The 19,127-nt window shown below is 60.0% G+C and carries 19 protein-coding genes; 14 read left to right on the top strand and 5 right to left on the bottom strand.

Annotation, left to right across the window (positions count from 1 at the left end):
• Positions 1–4: 4 nt before the first annotated feature.
• From ACSHXH_RS06890 to ACSHXH_RS06915, 6 genes are all read left to right on the top strand, one after another.
• Entirely contained in the window at positions 5–412 is a 408-nt protein-coding gene (locus tag ACSHXH_RS06890) for a DUF6497 family protein (protein ID WP_435671048.1), read from the top strand.
• A gap of 220 nt (positions 413–632) precedes the next feature.
• Complete coding sequence (locus ACSHXH_RS06895; protein WP_435671049.1) at positions 633–779, top strand: hypothetical protein; 147 nt, start codon at positions 633–635, stop codon at positions 777–779.
• A 63-nt stretch (positions 780–842) separates the two neighbouring features.
• Complete coding sequence (locus ACSHXH_RS06900) at positions 843–1,202, top strand: hypothetical protein (RefSeq protein WP_435671050.1); 360 nt, start codon at positions 843–845, stop codon at positions 1,200–1,202.
• Positions 1,203–1,539: 337 nt separating this feature from the next.
• A complete protein-coding gene (locus tag ACSHXH_RS06905; protein WP_435671051.1) occupies positions 1,540–1,755 on the top strand; it encodes a hypothetical protein in 216 nt (71 codons plus the stop codon).
• 126 nt (positions 1,756–1,881) lie between these two features.
• Positions 1,882–3,882 carry an acetyl-CoA carboxylase biotin carboxylase subunit gene (locus ACSHXH_RS06910; protein WP_435671052.1) on the top strand — a complete coding sequence of 667 codons (2,001 nt, stop codon included), beginning with the start codon at positions 1,882–1,884 and terminating at the stop codon, positions 3,880–3,882.
• A gap of 28 nt (positions 3,883–3,910) precedes the next feature.
• A complete protein-coding gene (locus tag ACSHXH_RS06915; RefSeq protein ID WP_435671053.1) occupies positions 3,911–4,789 on the top strand; it encodes a restriction endonuclease in 879 nt (292 codons plus the stop codon).
• Between the two features lie 37 nt (positions 4,790–4,826).
• Here ACSHXH_RS06915 and ACSHXH_RS06920 read toward each other — a convergent pair whose 3' ends face one another.
• A complete protein-coding gene (locus ACSHXH_RS06920) occupies positions 4,827–5,300 on the bottom strand; it encodes a DUF4174 domain-containing protein (RefSeq protein WP_435671054.1) in 474 nt (157 codons plus the stop codon).
• A 195-nt stretch (positions 5,301–5,495) separates the two neighbouring features.
• On the opposite strand from ACSHXH_RS06920, the gene scpA reads away from it, so the two are divergent.
• From scpA to ACSHXH_RS06950, 6 genes are all read left to right on the top strand, one after another.
• On the top strand, positions 5,496–7,625 hold the full coding sequence (scpA, locus tag ACSHXH_RS06925; protein WP_435671055.1) for a methylmalonyl-CoA mutase: 2,130 nt from the start codon (positions 5,496–5,498) through the stop codon (positions 7,623–7,625).
• A gap of 74 nt (positions 7,626–7,699) precedes the next feature.
• Positions 7,700–8,314, top strand: coding sequence for a VOC family protein (locus ACSHXH_RS06930; protein WP_435671056.1), 615 nt, complete (start codon positions 7,700–7,702; stop codon positions 8,312–8,314).
• Positions 8,311–8,790 carry an N-acetyltransferase family protein gene (locus ACSHXH_RS06935; RefSeq protein ID WP_435671057.1) on the top strand — a complete coding sequence of 160 codons (480 nt, stop codon included), beginning with the start codon at positions 8,311–8,313 and terminating at the stop codon, positions 8,788–8,790. The genes ACSHXH_RS06930 and ACSHXH_RS06935 overlap by 4 nt, the downstream gene beginning before the upstream one ends.
• Positions 8,791–8,832: 42 nt before the next feature.
• Positions 8,833–9,516: a TerB family tellurite resistance protein gene (locus ACSHXH_RS06940; protein WP_435671058.1), complete on the top strand. Its 684-nt coding sequence runs from the start codon at positions 8,833–8,835 to the stop codon at positions 9,514–9,516.
• Between the two features lie 20 nt (positions 9,517–9,536).
• The gene (locus tag ACSHXH_RS06945) at positions 9,537–10,568 is read left to right on the top strand and encodes an endonuclease/exonuclease/phosphatase family protein (protein ID WP_435671313.1); all 1,032 of its coding nucleotides are present in this window, start codon (positions 9,537–9,539) and stop codon (positions 10,566–10,568) included.
• Positions 10,569–10,603: 35 nt separating this feature from the next.
• On the top strand, positions 10,604–10,981 hold the full coding sequence (locus tag ACSHXH_RS06950) for a hypothetical protein (RefSeq protein ID WP_435671059.1): 378 nt from the start codon (positions 10,604–10,606) through the stop codon (positions 10,979–10,981).
• 3 nt (positions 10,982–10,984) lie between these two features.
• On the opposite strand, the gene ACSHXH_RS06955 is transcribed toward ACSHXH_RS06950, so the two are convergent.
• The 4 genes from ACSHXH_RS06955 to ACSHXH_RS06970 form a co-directional block, all read right to left on the bottom strand.
• Positions 10,985–12,037 carry a YeeE/YedE family protein gene (locus tag ACSHXH_RS06955; protein ID WP_435671060.1) on the bottom strand — a complete coding sequence of 351 codons (1,053 nt, stop codon included), beginning with the start codon at positions 12,035–12,037 and terminating at the stop codon, positions 10,985–10,987.
• Positions 12,038–12,263: 226 nt separating this feature from the next.
• A complete protein-coding gene (locus ACSHXH_RS06960; RefSeq protein ID WP_435671061.1) occupies positions 12,264–13,238 on the bottom strand; it encodes an ABC transporter permease in 975 nt (324 codons plus the stop codon).
• Positions 13,231–14,268: an ABC transporter permease gene (locus tag ACSHXH_RS06965; protein ID WP_435671062.1), complete on the bottom strand. Its 1,038-nt coding sequence runs from the start codon at positions 14,266–14,268 to the stop codon at positions 13,231–13,233. Before ACSHXH_RS06965 ends, ACSHXH_RS06960 begins: the two co-directional genes overlap by 8 nt.
• A gap of 115 nt (positions 14,269–14,383) precedes the next feature.
• The gene (locus ACSHXH_RS06970) at positions 14,384–16,090 is read right to left on the bottom strand and encodes a peptide ABC transporter substrate-binding protein (protein ID WP_435671063.1); all 1,707 of its coding nucleotides are present in this window, start codon (positions 16,088–16,090) and stop codon (positions 14,384–14,386) included.
• Between the two features lie 269 nt (positions 16,091–16,359).
• Here ACSHXH_RS06970 and ACSHXH_RS06975 point away from each other — a divergent pair, with 269 nt between their 5' ends.
• Both ACSHXH_RS06975 and ACSHXH_RS06980 read left to right on the top strand, forming a co-directional pair.
• On the top strand, positions 16,360–18,180 hold the full coding sequence (locus ACSHXH_RS06975; RefSeq protein WP_435671064.1) for an ABC transporter ATP-binding protein: 1,821 nt from the start codon (positions 16,360–16,362) through the stop codon (positions 18,178–18,180).
• A gap of 8 nt (positions 18,181–18,188) precedes the next feature.
• The gene (locus ACSHXH_RS06980; protein WP_435671065.1) at positions 18,189–19,124 is read left to right on the top strand and encodes an endonuclease/exonuclease/phosphatase family protein; all 936 of its coding nucleotides are present in this window, start codon (positions 18,189–18,191) and stop codon (positions 19,122–19,124) included.
• Positions 19,125–19,127: the final 3 nt, after the last annotated feature.

Here is a 19,127-nt window from a genome sequence, read left to right on the forward strand (position 1 = left end):
ATCAGTGGCGACGGGAGGAGCAGGGCAGTTTGTCTGGATCGGCGCATGCGTGTTTCTGGCAAAGTCTGTGGGCGCTTCTGATGACCTTCTTTCCGTTCCTTCGGGCCAGCCTGTGACGTTTCAGGAAATGATCTGGGACCAGCCGGGGGATGGGTTGGTGTACCGGTTCCGTTTTGTTGCGCCCGAGATCGGGTCGGCGGGGCGGGAGTACGAGGATGTCGAGGCGGATATGCAGTATCTGTGCGAGCGTTTTGCAATACCGCGGGTTGCGGTGACAGGGCCTCAGCCGAACCAGATTGTCATTTCGCTTGGGCAAGAAGAGACCGAATTCGGCGTCGCCAATGACGGCGTCATCCAGTTTTTCGAGGCGTATCGCATCGAAGACGAGACCTGCATCTTGGAGTTTTTCTGATGCGTCCACAATATGTTGCGGCCTCTTGTTCACCTCGTGAACGGTTTGAGTCTTTTGCGTCACAGCGCGGGTATGTGTTGGGGTGTGGATATCTTTTTAATCCTGAGTTGGGGTATTCTGACGCCGACTGCACCCAAGCAGTCATTACCTCGAACCGAGGACAGGCAGGACCATCAACAGGTCTTGTTGGGTCCTTTTTTGAACCTGACAGGAGAACAAGATGTCCAAGAGCATCAAGCTTCTTGCCGCAGTCGGCCTTTTCGCAGTGCTTTCCGCATGTGCGCAAAAGCAGGCTGAAGAAGAGTTCGTCATTATCGACCCAGAGCCGATCAGTCACGAGCCCATGCATAGCGGCAAATACAAGTAAACTTGAAATGGGGCGGACCGAGGCGTCCGCCCCCTTTTCCCGCCTGCGTCGCGGGGCAGTCCCATGCTGAAGCATCGCGGCTTTCCGGGCCGTCTTCCGGGCACCGATTTCCAATTTGTCATTCGCAGGGCCAATCCCAAGGGCATCACGCCCCTGACCAAGCGCGAGCGCTACCGTGACCGGCGTCCGCCCGACAAGCGGGCCGATGTGGCATTCATGGCGGCGCTTTGGGTGCATTTCGGGGATGCCCCGTTCGAGCGGGGCAACCTGGATGCAGGGCGGCTCAGCTGGCTGTTTGGCCGCGAGGTGCTGCCCTATGACGATCCGTTTGATCCCGAAAGCTACGAGTCGCTGCTGATCATCAATGAGCAGGTGGCGCGGGCATCGTTCCCCGAAGCCTTTGACGACGGAGAATGGGCGTGATGCCGCTTGTTCCATGTCAAAATGCGCGGGAAAAAGCCGATACCATGGGTTGTGCTCTGGCTTTGATTGACAGGCCTGACGATTGTGAGACACTTGGAATGTTCCTAGTGACTTGGCGCTGGCAGATTGCGCCATTTGTTCACCGTTACCCTTCCCCTGCCGGACGTCTTGGTCACACCCCATGCCAAGCGTCCGGTTTTTTCTGTTCAGAATCAGAGTTTTACAAGAAGAAGCAAGGAATTGCTCAAACCGGTTCCCGTGCGGGCTCGGGCTGGCATCGTGGGGCAATTCGAGGTGTTACTCTTGGTCAGGCAATGACCCTTACAGGAGTAGACACATGGACATGCACAAAATCAAACCGGGTATCGCGGGGGCCTTTGTTGCGCTGCTTGGCCTGTCGGCCTGTGGGGACACGCTGGGCGAGCAAGCGCTTCTGGGCGGTGCGGCCGGCGCTGGTGCAGCCGTTGCAACCGGGGGCGATCCGCTCACCGGGGCGGCGGTTGGCGGCGCGGCCAACGTTGCCTATTGCCAGACCTACCCGGATCGCTGCTGACCTTTCAGCACGACCATTGACTGTTAAGATTTCGACCGTTCGGGCGTTGCGCCCGGGCGGTCTTTTTCATGCCATCGCTGCGGGATGTGTCCCCGGCCAAGATAAGAACGACGGAAAGGGACTGATATGTTCGACAAGATCCTGATTGCCAACCGGGGCGAAATCGCCTGCCGGGTCATCAAGACAGCCCGCAAGATGGGTATCAAGACCGTGGCAATCTATTCGGATGCCGACAAGAACGCCTTGCATGTCGAAATGGCGGACGAGGCGGTGCATATCGGTCCGCCGCCTGCCAACCAATCTTATATCGTCATCGACAAGGTGATGGACGCCGTGCGTCAGTCCGGCGCGCAGGCGGTGCATCCGGGGTATGGGTTCCTGTCCGAGAACCCGAAATTCGCACAGGCGCTTGAGGCGGAAGGCGTGGCATTTGTCGGCCCGCCTGTTGGCGCGATCGAAAAGATGGGGGACAAGATCACCTCAAAGAAGATCGCGCAGGAAGCGGGTGTTTCGACAGTGCCCGGCTATATGGGGTTGATCGAAGACGCTGACGAAGCGGTCAAGATCTCGCAACAGGTCGGCTATCCGGTGATGCTCAAGGCGTCCGCCGGGGGCGGCGGCAAGGGCATGCGGATTGCATGGAACGATGCCGAAGCGCGCGAAGGGTTCCAAAGCTCCAAGAACGAAGCGGCCAACAGCTTTGGGGATGACCGGATTTTCATCGAAAAATTCGTCACCCAACCGCGCCATATCGAAATTCAGGTGCTCTGCGATGCGCATGGCAACGGAATTTACCTGAACGAGCGGGAATGCTCGATCCAGCGCCGCAACCAGAAGGTTGTGGAAGAAGCACCAAGCCCGTTTCTGGATGAGGCGACCCGCAAGGCGATGGGCGAACAATCCGTCGCTTTGGCCAAAGCCGTTGGATACACCAGCGCGGGTACGGTGGAATTCATCGTCGATGGCGACCGGAATTTCTATTTCCTTGAGATGAACACCCGCTTGCAGGTGGAACACCCTGTGACCGAGCTGATCACCGGTGTTGACCTGGTGGAACAGATGATCCGCGTCGCCAATGGGGAGCCGCTGACGATCACGCAGGCGGATGTTAAGATCAATGGCTGGGCGATTGAAAACCGTTTGTATGCCGAAGACCCGTATCGCGGCTTCCTGCCGTCTATAGGCCGCCTGACGCGCTACCGTCCGCCTGCCGAAGGCCCCTTGGGCGCAGGCATCGTGCGCAACGACACCGGCGTGTTCGAAGGCGGTGAGATCAGCATGTATTACGACCCGATGATCGCCAAGCTGTGCACATGGGCGCCGACACGCGCCGAGGCGATCGAGGTGATGCGCAACGCGCTCGACAGTTTTGAGGTCGAAGGCATCGGTCACAATTTGCCCTTCGTGGCGGCAGTGATGGACCATCCCAAGTTCATCGCCGGTGAAATGACCACGGCGTTCATCGAAGAGGAATATCCCGACGGCTTTGAGGGCGTGACGCTGGGTGAAGAGGCGCTCAAGCGGGTGGCGGCGGCGGCGGCTGCGATGAACCGTGTGGCCGAGATCCGGCGTGCACGTATATCGGGCACGCTTGACAATCACGAACGCCATGTGGGCGATGTGTGGAACGTGGCGCTTCAGGGCCAGGATTTCGATGTCACCATCGCTGCTGACCATGACGGCTCTACCGTGCGGTTCGACGATGGATCGGACTTGCGTGTCAGCGGCAACTGGACGCCCGGTGACCAACTGGCGCATATGACGATCAACGGCGATCCACTGGTGATGAAGGTCGGCAAGGTGTCGGGCGGGTTCCAAATCCGCACACGCGGCGCGGCGCTCAAGGTGCATGTCCGCACCCCGCGTCAGGCCGAGCTGGCCCGCAAGATGCCCGAGAAAGTCCCTGCCGATACCTCCAAGCTGCTGCTGTGTCCGATGCCGGGTCTGATCGTGAAGGTCGATGTGGCCGAGGGCGACGAAGTGCAGGAAGGGCAGGCGCTGTGCACTGTCGAGGCGATGAAAATGGAAAACATCCTGCGCGCCGAACGCAAAGGCACCGTATCCAAGATCAATGCTGCCGCAGGCGACAGCCTTGCCGTGGACGACGTGATCATGGAGTTCGAATAGGGCGATGGTCCCAGACTTCCAATCCTTGATGCGGCCAGTTCTTGAACTGGCCGCATGCGGCGAGACAAAGGTGTCGGACGCTGTCAAAGAGCTGTCCGATGCGTTTGAACTCACGGAGTCGGAAAGAGAAGAACTCTTGCCAAGCGGCAAACAGACCAAAATGGCGAACCGCGTGCATTGGGCGCGGACCTACCTCAAGCAGGCTGGGTTACTGAAAAGTCCACGCAGAGGGCACTTCGAAATTACGCCCGTGGGCAAAGATGTGCTCGCAACCGCAAAAGAAGACATCAACACGAAATTTCTTCACCAGTTTTCTGAATTTCAGGACTTCCAGAACCGGAGTTCCCAGACGCGTGAACCATCCGCCGACGACAGCACTGAAACTGACATGACTACTCCTGATGAAGTTCTCAGGTCAGCACACACAAAGATCACCGCTGCTTTGGCGGATGATCTGCTGGATCGCCTGCGCGAAAGTGAGCCAAAGTTCTTTGAAGACGTGATTGTACGTCTTCTTTTGGCAATGGGTTACGGCTATGGTTCCGGGTCGGGTGAAGTCATTGGCATGTCGGGCGACGACGGTGTCGATGGTGTCATCAATCTCGACCGTCTGGGTGTTGATCAGGTCTATATTCAAGCCAAACGCTACGCAGCGCAGAATACTGTCGGGAGTGGAGCGATCCGCGATTTCTACGGTGCTTTGGGCATGAAGGACGTCACGAAGGGCATTTTCGTGACGACATCCAGCTTTTCACCGTCCGCGAGACAAACGGCCGAAAAACTGGGCGCGCGAATTGTTCTTGTGGACGGTGTTCAACTGGCAAACCTGATGATCGCTCATGAGATTGGCTGCCGGGTCACCGAGACCTTCAAGATTGCTACATTGGAAGAGAGTTTCTTCGAATGAATGTGGCTCTATCCCATATCAGTCATATCGAAATGGCCTATCCCCGTGGCAACCCGTCTGTCCGGTCTTCGATCTCTTGTTGCCGGGTGGGCATCTTGTCGATGACGCGGCTGATTTCGCGGACGCTCCAGGGTAGCGGTTTGCGTTGCTTGATGCCACCGTCCTTGTCGATCACGGCCAGCATGAACCCGCGTGGGCGCAGGGCAAGCCGGGCCGCAGAGCGTGCGGCGGGGTCGGTGTCGGTGATGATCACCACATCGCGCAGGTCCAGCGCGTTGAGATCGCCCAGCAAGTACTGCATCTGTTGCACGTATCGCGGATCAGCCGGGCTATCGGCAAACACGAGGATCGGACGCTTGATCCAGAGGAACTCCTCAAGCGTCACGTCTTGCGCGGACCGGATCATGTCGATTGACAGATCGTCTACGGTTGCGCCGCTGTCTTGTGCCAGTCCCGAAACGGGAGAGCTGAGCATCAGGGCGGCCAACATCACGGGTAAAAGTTTGTTCATGCTACGAAACATAGGGCGCGCGATGCCCAATGCGAAGGTGCGAAACGGACTGACTTGCAAAAAAGTGACTGCTGCATTTTTGCCGGGGGGGCCTGCGCCGCAGAACATCCCGGTTTGCGGCACCAGACCCTCACCGCTGGTGGGTGCGTTCCGACAGGGCGCGACACGGGCGAAGACAAAAGGATACCAGATACAATGACAGCCAAGAAAGACACATGGCGCGCTTTGGCCGAGAAGGAACTTCGGGGCAAACCGCTGGATGCGCTGACATGGAAGACCCTTGAGGGGATCGAGGTGCAGCCGCTTTACACCGAAGAGGATGTGAAAGACCTGCCGCATCTGGGCACCATCCCCGGTGAGGCGCCATTCACGCGCGGGGTGAAGGCGACGATGTATGCGGGGCGTCCCTGGACGATCCGGCAATATGCCGGCTTCTCAACCGCCGAGGATTCGAACGCGTTTTACCGCAAGAACCTTGCTGCTGGTCAGCAGGGGGTGTCGGTTGCCTTCGATCTGGCGACGCATCGCGGTTATGACAGCGATCACGAGCGCGTGGTGGGCGATGTTGGCAAGGCGGGTGTGGCGATTGACAGCGTCGAGGACATGAAGATCCTTTTCGACGGTATCCCTTTGGACAAGGTGTCGGTGTCCATGACGATGAACGGCGCAGTCATTCCGATCTTGGCCAGTTTTATTGTCGCGGGCGAAGAGCAGGGCGTCGATCGCGCGCTGCTGTCGGGGACGATTCAGAACGACATCCTCAAGGAATTCATGGTGCGCAATACCTATGTGTACCCACCCGAGCCGTCGATGCGGATCATCGCCGATATCATTGAATACACATCGGACCAGATGCCGAAATTCAACTCGATTTCGATCTCCGGCTACCACATGCAAGAGGCAGGCGCGAACCTTGTGCAAGAGCTGGCCTACACGCTGGCGGACGGCAAGGAATACGTCAAAACTGCGATGGATCGCGGGATGGATGTGGACAAATTTGCTGGGCGCTTGTCGTTTTTCTTTGCCATCGGCAAGAACTTCTTCATGGAAGCGGCCAAGCTGCGTGCGGCACGGATGCTGTGGCACCGGATCATGACCGAAGTGGGCGCAAAGGATCCCAAGTCCAAGATGCTGCGCACCCATTGCCAGACCTCTGGTGTGAGCCTTGCGGAGCAAGACCCCTATAACAACGTGATCCGCACTGCCTATGAGGCGATGTCGGCGGTTCTGGGCGGCACGCAATCGCTGCACACCAACGCGCTGGACGAAGCGATTGCCTTGCCAACCGAGTTTTCGGCCCGGATCGCACGCAACACACAGTTGATTTTGCAGGAAGAAACCGGCGTGACCAAGGTGGTCGATCCATTGGCCGGGTCGTATTATGTGGAAAAGCTGACCCATGATCTGGCCGAAGAGGCATGGAAACTTATCGTCGAAGTTGACGAAATGGGTGGCATGACCAAGGCGGTGGCCTCTGGCATGCCCAAGCTGCGGATCGAGGAAACAGCGGCCATGCGGCAAGCCCTGATCGACCGGGGCGAAGATGTGATTGTCGGGGTCAACAAGTACCGTCTGGCCAAGGAAGACCCGATCGACATTCTGGATGTGGACAACGTCAAGGTGCGTCTGTCGCAGATTGCCCGGCTCGAAAGCATCCGCGCGACCCGTGATCAGGCGGCGTGTGATGCCGCTTTGGCGGAACTGGAACGACGGGCCGCAGAGGGTGGCAATCTCTTGGAGGCTGCGGTTGAAGCCTCGCGCGCACGGGCCTCAGTGGGGGAAATCAGCATGGCGATGGAAAAAGTGTTTGGCCGTCACCGGGCCGAAGTGAAAACCCTGGCAGGTGTTTACGGTGCCGCATACGAGGGCGATGAAGGCTTCGCCGCCATTCAGCGCTCGGTCGAGGCGTTTGCCGAAGACGAAGGCCGCCGTCCGCGCATGTTGGTGGTCAAGATGGGGCAGGACGGCCATGATCGGGGAGCCAAGGTCATCGCCACGGCCTTTGCCGATATCGGCTTTGACGTGGATGTCGGCCCGCTGTTCCAGACCCCGGCTGAAGCGGCGCAGGACGCCATCGACAATGATGTGCATGTGATCGGGATCTCGTCACAGGCGGCGGGTCACAAAACGCTGGCCCCGCAACTGGTGCAAGAGCTCAAGGCGCAGGGGGCGGGCGATATTCTGGTGATCTGCGGCGGGGTGATCCCGCAGCAGGATTATCAGTTCCTTTATGATGCAGGGGTCAAGGCGATCTTTGGTCCAGGCACCAATATCCCCGAAGCGGCGCAGGATATCTTGCGCCTTATCCGCGAAGCGCGCAGTTAAGGGCTGCGGATGCGTCACCGCATCCGCGATTTTCCGGTGACGGATAATCCTCCGCGCCTTGCAAGGAGACTGAGATGTTCGAACTGGATCACATCGCGGTGGCGGGCCAGACGCTCGAGGACGCGGTTGCCCATAGTGAGGCGGCCTTCGGTGTGCCTTTGGGCACAGGCGGGCAGCACACGCATTATGCCACGCATAATCGACTTCTGGGGCTGGCGGACGGGCTTTACTTTGAAGCCATCGCGCCTGATCCGTCGCAGCCGAAACCAGCCTATCCGCGTTGGTTTGGCTTGGATGATTTCGCCGGTCCTGCACGGCTGAACAAATGGATTTTGCGTTGTGACGACATTGCCGCAGCACACGCCATGTTCCCCGAAGCGGGCGTGCCGGTCCATCTGACGCGGGGCGCGATCAGCTGGAGCATGCTGGTGCCCGAAGACGGGCGTTTGCCGTTTGGCGGGCAATTCCCGGCGATCATCCAGTGGCACACCGACACGCCTCCGGGGCATACGTTGGCCGGGGCGGGTCTGCGGCTCGAGGCGCTGACGCTCTCTGGCCCGGATATGACCGACCTGCGTGCGCGGTTATTGCCGGTGTTCCAAGACGCCCGTGTGCAGTTTGACACGGCCCCCGATAGGGGAATGCAGGCGGTGTTGCGGTCGGATCGCGGCGTGCATGTCCTGAAATGATCCTCCGCCAAGCCTGCGCTGCGGATGCCGAGCCGCTGGGGGGGATCATGAACGAGGTGATCGACCACACCACGATCACCTTTACGACGGAGCGTAAAACCGTTGATGGCGTGCGCACCGATATCATGTCGCGGGGGCCTGCATTTCAGGTGGTCGAGATACAGGGCGTTGCCGCGGGATACGCAAGCTATGCCCCGTTCCGTTCTGGTCCGGGGTATGCGCGCACCATGGAACATTCCATCGCGCTGGCCGCCTCTGCGCGGGGCAGCGGTGTCGGACGGGCGCTGATGCACGCCTTGGAATCCGAGGCGCGCAAGGCAGGGGTGCATGCGCTGTGGGCTGGGGTGAGTGGTGAAAATCCGGCGGGCCGGTCGTTTCATGCGGCGCTTGGCTTTGTCGAGATTGCAACTCTGCCCGAGGTGGGTTTCAAGTTCGATCGTTGGATCGACCTTGTTTTAATGCAGAAAAAGCTCTGATGCCGCACTGACAAAATTCAGGTTTTGCGGTAACATGCACCCATGTCGATTTGGTCACGCATCGCGGACGCTGTCTCGGCCCTTGCCTCGGGGGAAGGGCTGGCAGCGGTGTTCGACAGGTTGCGTACGCCGCCTGAACGCACAGTGGCCTTTACCATCGCGGTCATCGCGCTGTCGGCCAAGATGGCCAAGGCGGATGGCTTGGTGACGCGGGACGAGGTCATGGCCTTTCGTGAGGTGTTCCACATTCCGCCCGAAGACGAGGCCGGTGCGGCACGGGTGTTCAACCTCGCACGGCAGGATGTCGCCGGGTTCGAGGACTACGCCAAGCGCATCCACACGATGTTCGGGCCGGATCAGGGTACGTTGTGCGACCTGATGGAGGGGCTGTTCCACATTGCGATGGCGGATGGCACCTATCATCCGGGCGAAGACGCGTTTCTGCTGCGCGTGGCCGAGATTTTTGATCTGCCGGATGGATCGTTCCGCCGGTTGAAATCGCGCTTTGTGCCGGATGCGGACCGCGATCCGTTTGAGGTTCTGGGCGTTGATCCCGGCATGTCCCTGACCGAGATACGCGCGGCCTGGCGGCAATTGGTGCGCGAAAGCCACCCGGACCGGATGATTGCGCGGGGTGTGCCCGAAGAAGCGGTCAAACTGTCGGAGCGCAGGCTTATCGACATCAACCGCGCGTGGGACGAGATCGCGGCGCGCGAACACGCCTGATGCCGGGAAACGCGGCCCCGATGAGGATTGCCACCTACAATGTCGAATGGTTCGACGCGTTGTTTGATGACACGGGGCGGCTCGTGTCTGACGGGTCGTGGTCGGCGCGCCATGACGTGACCAAAGCCATGCAGACCGACGCCTTGGGCATCGTGTTCACGGCGCTGGATGCCGATGTGGTCATGGTGATCGAAGCGCCGGACACCAGCCGCAACCGCGATACGGTGCGCGCGCTGGAAAGCTTTGCAGCGGCGTTCGGTCTGCGGACGCGTCGCGCGGTCATGGGCTTTGCCAACGACACCCAGCAGGAAATCGCGTTGATGTACGACCCCGATCTGGTGTCGGCGGTGCATGATCCCAAAGGGCAGGCCCCGGTGCCTGGTGCGCCCAAACTGGCCGGAGCGCCGCGCTTTGACGGAACCTTTCGGATTGATCTGGATATCGACGCGACCGAGGATCGCGTGGTGTTCTCCAAGCCGCCTCTTGAGGTGGCTTTGACGGTGCGTGCGACCGGGCAGGTGATCCGCCTCATCGGGGCGCATCTGAAATCCAAAGCGCCGCATGGCGCGACGAACCGTGACGCGGTGATGCGTCTGTCCATCGCCAACCGGCGCAAGCAATTGGCCCAGGCGATCTGGCTGCGCGCGCGGGTTGAGGACCATCTCATTGCGGGTGATCCGGTCATCGTGATGGGCGATCTGAACGATGGTCCCGGTCTGGACGAATATGAAAACCTGTTCGGGCGCAGTTCGGTCGAGATCATTCTGGGCGAGGGCGACCGCGTGCTTTACGATCCTCACGCGTCGCAGGCCCTGTTGCGGCGGATTGGACCACAGCCCAGCACGGCGCGGTTCTATATCCCACAGCAGGAACGGTTTTTGCAGGCGCTGCTGGATTATGTGATGATGTCACCCGATCTGCGGTCCAAGGCACAGAAATGGCGGATTTGGCATCCGTTCGATGATCCGGTCTGTTGGCGCACACCCGAATTGCGCGAGGCGCTGTTGACCGCCTCGGATCATTTTCCGGTGACGCTTGAGATTGGTCTCTAGGTGAAATCTCCGGCGCGACTTCTTATGTTGACGGCATGAAACAGATAACCACACTCGCACCGGCGACGGTGCTGGCCCTGGTCCTGACCACGTCTGGCGCATGGGCGCAGGAGGATCGGGGCACGCGCCTTATGGAAGAGGGCGCAAAGCTGTTCTTTCGCGGGCTCATGGACGAGATGGAACCCGCGCTTCGGGAATTGGAAGGCTTGGCGCAGGACCTTGAGCCTGCGCTGCGCAGCTTTGCTGACGAGATGGGCCCGGCGTTGCGCGATCTGATGGAGCAGGTGGACGATTGGTCGGCCTTTGAACCGCCCGTTGTGTTGCCGAACGGGGATATCCTGCTCAGGCGTAAACCGGACTCTGCCGCCCCCGACGCGTTGCCCGCGCCGGAAGACGGCGAGATTGATCTTTGACGGTTACTCGGCCGGTTGGGCGTAGGCGCTTTGGCGTGACGGCTTGAGCGCTGCATTGGTCAAAAGCGCACCACCTGCAATGGACAGGATCGTCAACAGGGCTGCGATGGACAGGGTGGGCATACCCGCCAGACCGGCCCCCACGGTGCAGCCGCCCGCCAGCACGCCGCCAATGCCCATCAGTACCGCCCCACCTGCATAGCGCCCGGTTTCGGACGGGGCGTGGAATGACTGCCATTGGAAGCTGCCAAAGACGAGGGATGACACCAGCGCGCCGATCAGCACCCCGCCAATCAAGCCAACGCCGAAATTGGCGGGGATCGAGGTGGACGCCACTGTCCAGAACAATGTGTCGGCATAGGGCGATGTGAAGGACAGGCTTTGCAGCGCGACAGGGTCAAAATCGTCAAACAGGACAAACCCTGTTCCGATCCAGCCCGCCGGGACCAAAGCGCCCAAAAGAGCCGCCAGGATCAGCGTCGATGCGCGGTTGCCTGACCGAACCGCGATGGCGAACGCGGCCAGCGCAATCACCAGCGACCAGACCAGCGCGCCGCCGGGCAGGGCGGCCAGTGAGACGGTGTCGCCAAGCGGCACTGTGACCGATCCAAGCGATGTGCGCAAAGGGGCCAGCACACCCTTGAGCGTCGCATGGGCGGTGATCGCAAACACCATCAGCACAAACACAGCTCGCAGGTTGCCGCTGGCCGACAGAACGGTCAGGCGGGATACACAGCCGCGCGTCAGCACCATGCCCGCGCCGAACATCAGGCCGCCTGCGACGATGGCAAGGATGGGAAGGTCGGACGCCCAAAACCGGTGATCGTCAAAGCTGATGAGACCGGACATGACGCCTGCCTGCGTGCCAAGGACAGCAACGGCCAATGCTGTCAGCCAGACGCCCATGGCCTGTTTGCGGTCGTCTCCGACAAGGCCGCGACGAAAGCAGAATTTGGTGCGCTCGGCCAAAAGACCGAAGGCTGCGCCCAGGATCAGCGCAAGACCAACTGCCACTTGTGGTGCGGTGTAGGTGTCAAAGCCAAGGGATTCGAACATGGGGCGCTCCTTCCGTCTGTTGTGGGTCAGATGGAGGGAAAGTGTTCCTCAGGCAAGGCTTAGTCAGGTGCTTTGGCGTGGTTTTTCCGGGAAGGTTTCCACGGTTGGCGCTCTTTCACGGAACGATGTTCTTGATTGGCGAGGATTGCTGTTTGTGCGTTCGGGCATGGCCCATCCGGCCATGCCAATCGGTCTTATTTCGCAAACCTGCACCCGGACAGGTGGTTCAACGCCCGCGGATGCGCGGATCAAGCGCGTCGCGCAGGCCGTCGCCGAGATAGTTCACCGACAGCACCGTCAGCGATATCGCGATCCCCGGCAGCAGCACCCGTTCCGGGAATTGCTGCATCCGCTGCACCGCATCGGCGAGCATCTTGCCCCATGTCGGGAAATCCGACGGAAACCCGACACCCAGAAAGCTCAGCGCGCTTTCGGTGATGATCGCGGTGGCAAGGCCCAGCGTGGCCGACACCATGATCGGCGACAGCACGTTGGGCAGCAGGTGGCGCTGAATGATGCGGAAGGGCGTGGTGCCGATGGACCGCGCGGCAAGGATGAATTCGCGTTCCTTGAGCGCCAGGATATCGCCGCGCACGATGCGGGCGGTGGGCATCCAGCTTGTGATGGCGATGATGCCGACGATCAGGACGAACATGCCGCCCTCGGGGCCGAACGCTTCGCGCAGGGGTTGGCGGAACAGGGTTACGGCAACCAGCAGCAGGGGCAGGATCGGCAGCGACAGGAACAGGTCCGTCAGGCGCATGAGCAGTCCGTCAAGTTTACGGGCGAACCCGGCCAGCACGCCAACGGTGGTGCCGATCACAAGGCTGAGCACCATCGCGGCCCAGCCCACAGCCATAGAGGCACGCCCGCCGGACAGGATTTGCGCCAGCTGGTCGCGTCCAAGCTGGTCGGTGCCAAAGGGGCGGTTCCACGCGGTTTTGGCGCTTGCATCCCAAAGGGCGGTCCAGATCGGGCGCATGTCCTTGTTTCGGATATCGAGCTTTTGCGGATCGACCTGCCAGATCCACGGACCAACGATCACGGCCAGCGTGATAAAGAGCAAGAAGCCTCCGCCGAACATCGCGCCTTTGTGTTTGCGGAACTGGTCCCACACGTCGCGCCATTGGCTGCGCGGGGGCTCAAGCGGGCCTGTATCGGCCAACGCGGCGATTGGGGTGGCTTGTACGGGCTCAGTCATAGCGGATCCTCGGGTCGAGAAGGCCGTAGAGGATATCGGCGATCAGGTTAAAGAGGACGATCAAAACAGCGAAGATGAAGGTCAGGGTCATCACCATCGGCAGGTCATTGGCAAACAGCGCCGTGATCAGCAATTGTCCGATCCCGTTCACCTTGAACACGTTCTCGGTGATGATGGCCCCGCCAAAGATCGATGGCACGTTGAGCGCGATCACGGTGATGACCGGGATCATGGAATTTCGCAGGACGTGGACGGACACCACGACGGCTTCGCTTAACCCCTTGGCGCGTGCGGTGCGGACGTAATCCTGATTGAGGTTGTCCAGCATGGAGGCGCGCATGTAGCGGCTGATTTGTGCGGTGGTCTGTAGCGCCAGAACCATCACTGGCAGGATCATCTGTTGCAGCTGGAGTTTGAAGTTGGCCCAGGAATCGACGACAAGCGTGGTGTCATAGATCGACGGGAACCAGCCAAGCTGTACCGAGAAGATCACGATCAAAAGCGGGCCGGTGAAGAACGGCGGGATCGAAAAGCCGATCATCGTGATAAACGTACCGGACTGGTCGAAGATCGAATACTGACGGTAGGCGGAATAAATGCCGATGGGCAACGCGATCAGGATGCCCACGATATAGGCCATACCCACCACCCAAAGCGTCTGCGGAATCCGCTGGATGACGATGTCCATCACCGGCGAGCGGGTCTGCCACGAGATTACGCGCAATTCGCCTTGGTAAAGCTGTGTGTCGGGCAACCAGCCCAGCAGGCTGCTGGACGTGGTCAGCCAGTCGATGAACACTTTGGGTTCAAGCCAGAAGACCTGAACCAGCCATTTCCAGTATTGCACCAGGGGCGGTTCGCCCACGCCAAGCGCTTGGCGCATCTTTTCCTTGACCTCGGGTGGGACGGTCAGGGGCACCTGCGCCATCGGATCTCCGGGGGCGAGTTGCAGCAGCATGAAAATGACAAAACTGATGAACAAAAGCGTCGGAACGGCAAGCACAAGTCGTCGGACGGCGAAGGTCAGCATCGTGTGGCGCCTCGGGTCATGAGTTTCGGTGAAACAGGGATGCGGGCCGTTTTGCCCACCCTAAAAAACCGCTTGGAAAGGGTGGGCATTGCTGCCCACCCCAAGTCTGTCCAGATCAGTTGGACGCGGTGCGGTGCCAGTCAGCGACGTTCCACAATTCGCTGTCCCAAACGTTCAGGACCACCCCGCCAAGCGTGTTGGCATGTGCCGACAGACGACCCCGGTGCACCAGCGGGATCATACCGCCGTTGTCGGTGATCATCGCGCTGAGTTCGCGGCCAATACGCTGACGATCCGCCATATCAGCGGTTGCGCTCAGCTCTGCGTGCAGGGCATCGAACTCGGGCATGCAGAAGCGCGAGATGTTTTCGCCCTGCCACTGGGTTTCAGGACGCGGAGCCTTGTCGCACAGACCGTTGCCCAGATAAGATTGCGGGTCCGTGCCGTTGAAGGTGTTGGCGTACATCTGCACGTCGGCATAGAATTTCTGGAACGTGTCCGGGCTGCCCGCATCGCCGCCAAAGAACACCGACGAATCCACGTTGCGCAGTTCGACTTCCATGCCGATCTGTTCCCACCATTCCTTGATCAGCGCTTGGAAATCCTGACGGACGGCGTTGGTCGAGGATTGGTAGAGGATCGAAAGCGGCATACCGTTATGTTCGCGCACGCCGTCGCCGTCCGTGTCAACGATGCCAGCCGCATCCAGCATCGCCTTGGCACCTTCGATGTCTTGGGTTTCACAGCCTTCGAATGTGGACGCAAACGCCTCGGGGGCAGGGACCCAGGAACAGCCGACTTTGCCCGCCTGGCCATAGCCGATTTCCACCAGAAGCGGACGGTCGATGGCCATGGACATGGCTTTGTAGACCGCCGGTTCTTTCAGGAACGGATGCGGATGCAGCGCCGTGGACCGTTCGCCTTCGGGCAGGCTTGGGTCGGCATAGGTCTGGTTGATCATGATGCGCTCAAGCAGCGGGCCAAAGCCTGCAACGGCCACGCCTTTGCCGCCCGCTTCCATTGCTGCAATCACGTCGGGCGCAAGCTGAAGGTTCCAGGCGTAGTCGAATTCGCCTGTTTCCATTACCGCCTGACCGGCTGCACGCGCATCGCCGCCCCCTTTGAATGTCACAGATGCAAAGGCGGGTTTCGCCGGGTCGCGGTAGTTCGGGTTCGCCGACATGGTGATCACGTCGTTCGGTTTGAATTCATCGACCACAAACGGGCCGGTGCCGATGGGGTTGAAGTTCTGTTCGGTGCATGTGGACGCCGCCGCGCCAAGGCAATCGGCGAACTGGGCGGCCTGAAGGATCGGGCTTTCACCGCCCACAAACGGGCCATACGGGTTCGGGGTCGGGCCTGCAAAGGTCACGACGACGGTCAGGTCGTCGGGCGTTTCAACGCTGGTGACGCCTTCGAACTTTGTGACCTGCGCGCAGCCGCCTTCGGGGTGGGTGCAATATTCATGAGTGAACGCCACATCAGCCGATGTGAACGGCGTGCCATCGGACCATGTCAGGCCGGGCGTGATGTTCCAGGTGATGGTTGTCAGGTCTTCGCTGACGCCACCATTGGCAACGGTCGGTATCTCGGTGACAAGCCACGGAACAAGATCGCCTTGCTCGTTGTAGCGCGCCAGAGGCTCGATGATCATCGAGGCCGCTTCCACGTCCTTCGTGCCGCCCGACAAAAAGGCGTTCAGGATTGAGGGCGCTTGCCAATAGATGATTTTGACTTCGCCGTCCGCGCCGCGCTCTGCAAAGGCGGCAGGCGCAAGGGCCACGGCCGCGGCTGCACCCATCAATAGGGTTGTAAGTTTCATAACTCTCTCCTTGTTGGACACAGTTTTTCTGTGTCGTCTTTGTTGGCAGGAAATAGGAGCATTCGGTCTCTGTCTTGTTCAAGCATGGTCGCCAGACGTTCGGAAATGACAAAACGCAAGTAGTTTTCCCCCTAATATGCGCATCGAAACAGCTTTTGCGCAAAATGCAAGTCCCGTGGGAGCGTTGGTAGGGCTAACGTCCAGTCAGCGTTTGACTCTGGCCCAACTGTGGTTAGCGTTTCATCAACGCCAGCAAAAGGACAGCGCCTATGCCCGATGGGAGCATCGCCAAAATCGAAAACCTGCGGGTCGAATTCCAGACCAAGTCGGGGACCGTGGTGGGGGTCGAGGATGTGTCGTTCGACATCAATCCGGGCGAGACCGTGTGCGTGGTTGGCGAATCCGGATCTGGCAAATCAGTGTCGTCGCTCGCGTTGATGCGGCTGATCGAATATGGCGGTGGCGACATCGCCGGGGGACGGTTGATCTTTGATCGCAAGGACGAGGGCAAAATTGATCTGACCACGACTGATCAGGATCTGATGCGCACGATTCGCGGCAATGAGATCGGGATGATTTTTCAGGAACCGATGACCGCGCTCAATCCGGTGTTTACCGTGGGCAAGCAGCTTACCGAAGGGTTGCGCCTGCATAAGGGCATGACACGCGCACAGGCCGAAGTGCGCGCGCTTGAGCTGATGACGCAGGTGCGCATTCCGGAACCCGAACGGCGTCTCAAGCAGTATCCGCATGAATTGTCCGGTGGGATGCGGCAGCGCGTGGTGATTGCGATGGCCTTGGCCTGTGAGCCACGCCTGTTGATCGCGGACGAACCCACGACCGCCCTCGATGTGACCATTCAGGCGGAAATTCTCGCACTGATGGACCGGCTCAAGCGCGAAACCGGCACTGCGGTGATGTTCATCACCCACGACATGGCGGTGGTGGCGCAAATGGCCGACCGTGTGGTCGTGATGTTCCGGGGCAACAAGGTCGAGGAAGGCACGGTCGAGGAGATCTTTGAGAACCCGCAGCACCCCTACACCAAGGCGCTGTTGGCGGCGGTGCCCAAGCTGGGCGAGATGACGGGCACTGACCTGCCACGCCCCATGCGACTTTTGGGCAAGGACGGCTCCGACGTGCCGCCGATCACCGGATCGGATGAGGTGCTGCTTGAGGTCAAACACCTGACCACGCGGTTCGAGGTCAAGGGCGGGTTCTTTCGCCGCACGGTGGCCAATGTGCATGCGGTCGAGGACCTGTCCTTCACCGTAAACAAGGGCCAGACCCTGAGTCTGGTGGGCGAATCCGGCTGTGGCAAATCCACGGCGGGCCGGTCGATCCTGCGGCTGGTGGAACCGATGCAAGGCAGCATTTTCCTTGGTGGCAAAGATATCATGGCACTCAGTCAGAGCGAGCTGCGCGAGGCGCGGCGCGACATGCAGATGGTGTTCCAAGACCCGTTTGCATCGCTCAATCCGCAGATGCAGTTGTCGGATCAGGTGTCTGAACCGATGCGCAATTTCGGCATGGGATCAAATGCCGACATGCAGAAACGCGTCGAGATGCTGTTTGACCGGGTGGAACTGCCGCGCAGCTTCATGCAGCGCTATCCGCACGAACTGTCAGGGGGACAGCGGCAGCGGATCGCGATTGCGCGTGCGCTCGCACTGAACCCCAAGCTGATCGTGTCGGACGAGGCGGTGTCGGCGCTCGATGTGTCGGTGCAGGCGCAGGTGCTTAACCTGATGCTCGAATTGCAGGCAGAGCTGGGGATTTCGTTCCTGTTTATCAGCCATGACATGGCGGTGGTGGAACGGGTCAGCCATCATGTGGGAGTGATGTATCTGGGCCGAATCGTTGAGCTGGGTCCACGCCGCGCGGTGTTCGAAAACCCGCAGCATCCCTATACGCAGGCGCTCATGAAGGCGGTGCCGATTGCCGATCCAAGGCGGCGCAAATCCGAGAAGGATCTGAACTTCAAACCGATTCCATCGCCGATCCACGGGCTTGAGTATGAGGCTGCCCCGTCGGAATACCGCGAGGTGTCGCCCGGTCACAAAGTGCTGATCACCGACAGCGGCTACTGATCCGTGTCATGAGGCGCGTGTTCCTCTGGCTGCTGCGTGGGTCGATGACCCTTTTGGCACTGCTGACCTTGGTGGCCTGCGCGCTGCATGTGACCAACAGCGACAGCACGGCAGAGGTGCCCGCGCCGGACGCGACCGCCCTTCGGATTGCCACCTACAACGTGCACTACATTGTCCTGAGCGCGCAAACCGGTGCGTGGTCGGTTGGGGATTGGGAGCGGCGCAAGGGGCCTTTGGACAGCGCGTTCAGGGCGTTACAGGCCGACATTGTCGCGTTTCAGGAAATGGAAAGCTGGTCGCGCGGATCGGACGGGTCGGTGAACCTCGCGCGGGATCATCTTGCGGATCAGAACCCGGAGTATGGGATCGCGGCCACCGGGGATTGGCGTGTGTTTCCGACGACGCAGCCCTTGTTCTATCTGAAGGATCGGCTGCAACCACTTGATCAGGGATGGTTTTTCTTTTCCAACACGCCGGATGTGATCTATTCGCGCACCTTTAACGGGTCGTTTTCGGCGTTTGCCTCTTGGGTCCAGTTTGAAGATCGCAGAACGGGCGACAGGTTCCGTGTGGCGAATGTGCATTTTGAATATTCCAGCCGGTCGAACCGGCTAAAATCCGCCGCGCTTGTGCGGGATCGTATCAAACCGTGGATCGACGCAGGCGAGACGGTGTTTCTGGTGGGCGATCTGAATGCGCTGCACGGGGCGCAGACGATGGACATCCTGGAAGAAAGTGGTGTCACCTTTGACCGTATTCCGGGCGCGACCTATCACTTGAACAGAGGCGTGCATCTTATTGGCGCGATTGACCATTTGGGCCGCTCACCCAGCGTGACGCTGAAGGGCGGGCCGGTGGTGGTGCAACAGAGGTTTGACGGCGCGTGGCCGTCGGACCATCATCCTGTCTATGCCGATTACCGTCTGCCCTCAGCTGCAAAGTGAACC

The organism is Marivita sp. (assembly GCF_051251565.1).
Lineage (GTDB): Bacteria > Pseudomonadota > Alphaproteobacteria > Rhodobacterales > Rhodobacteraceae > Marivita.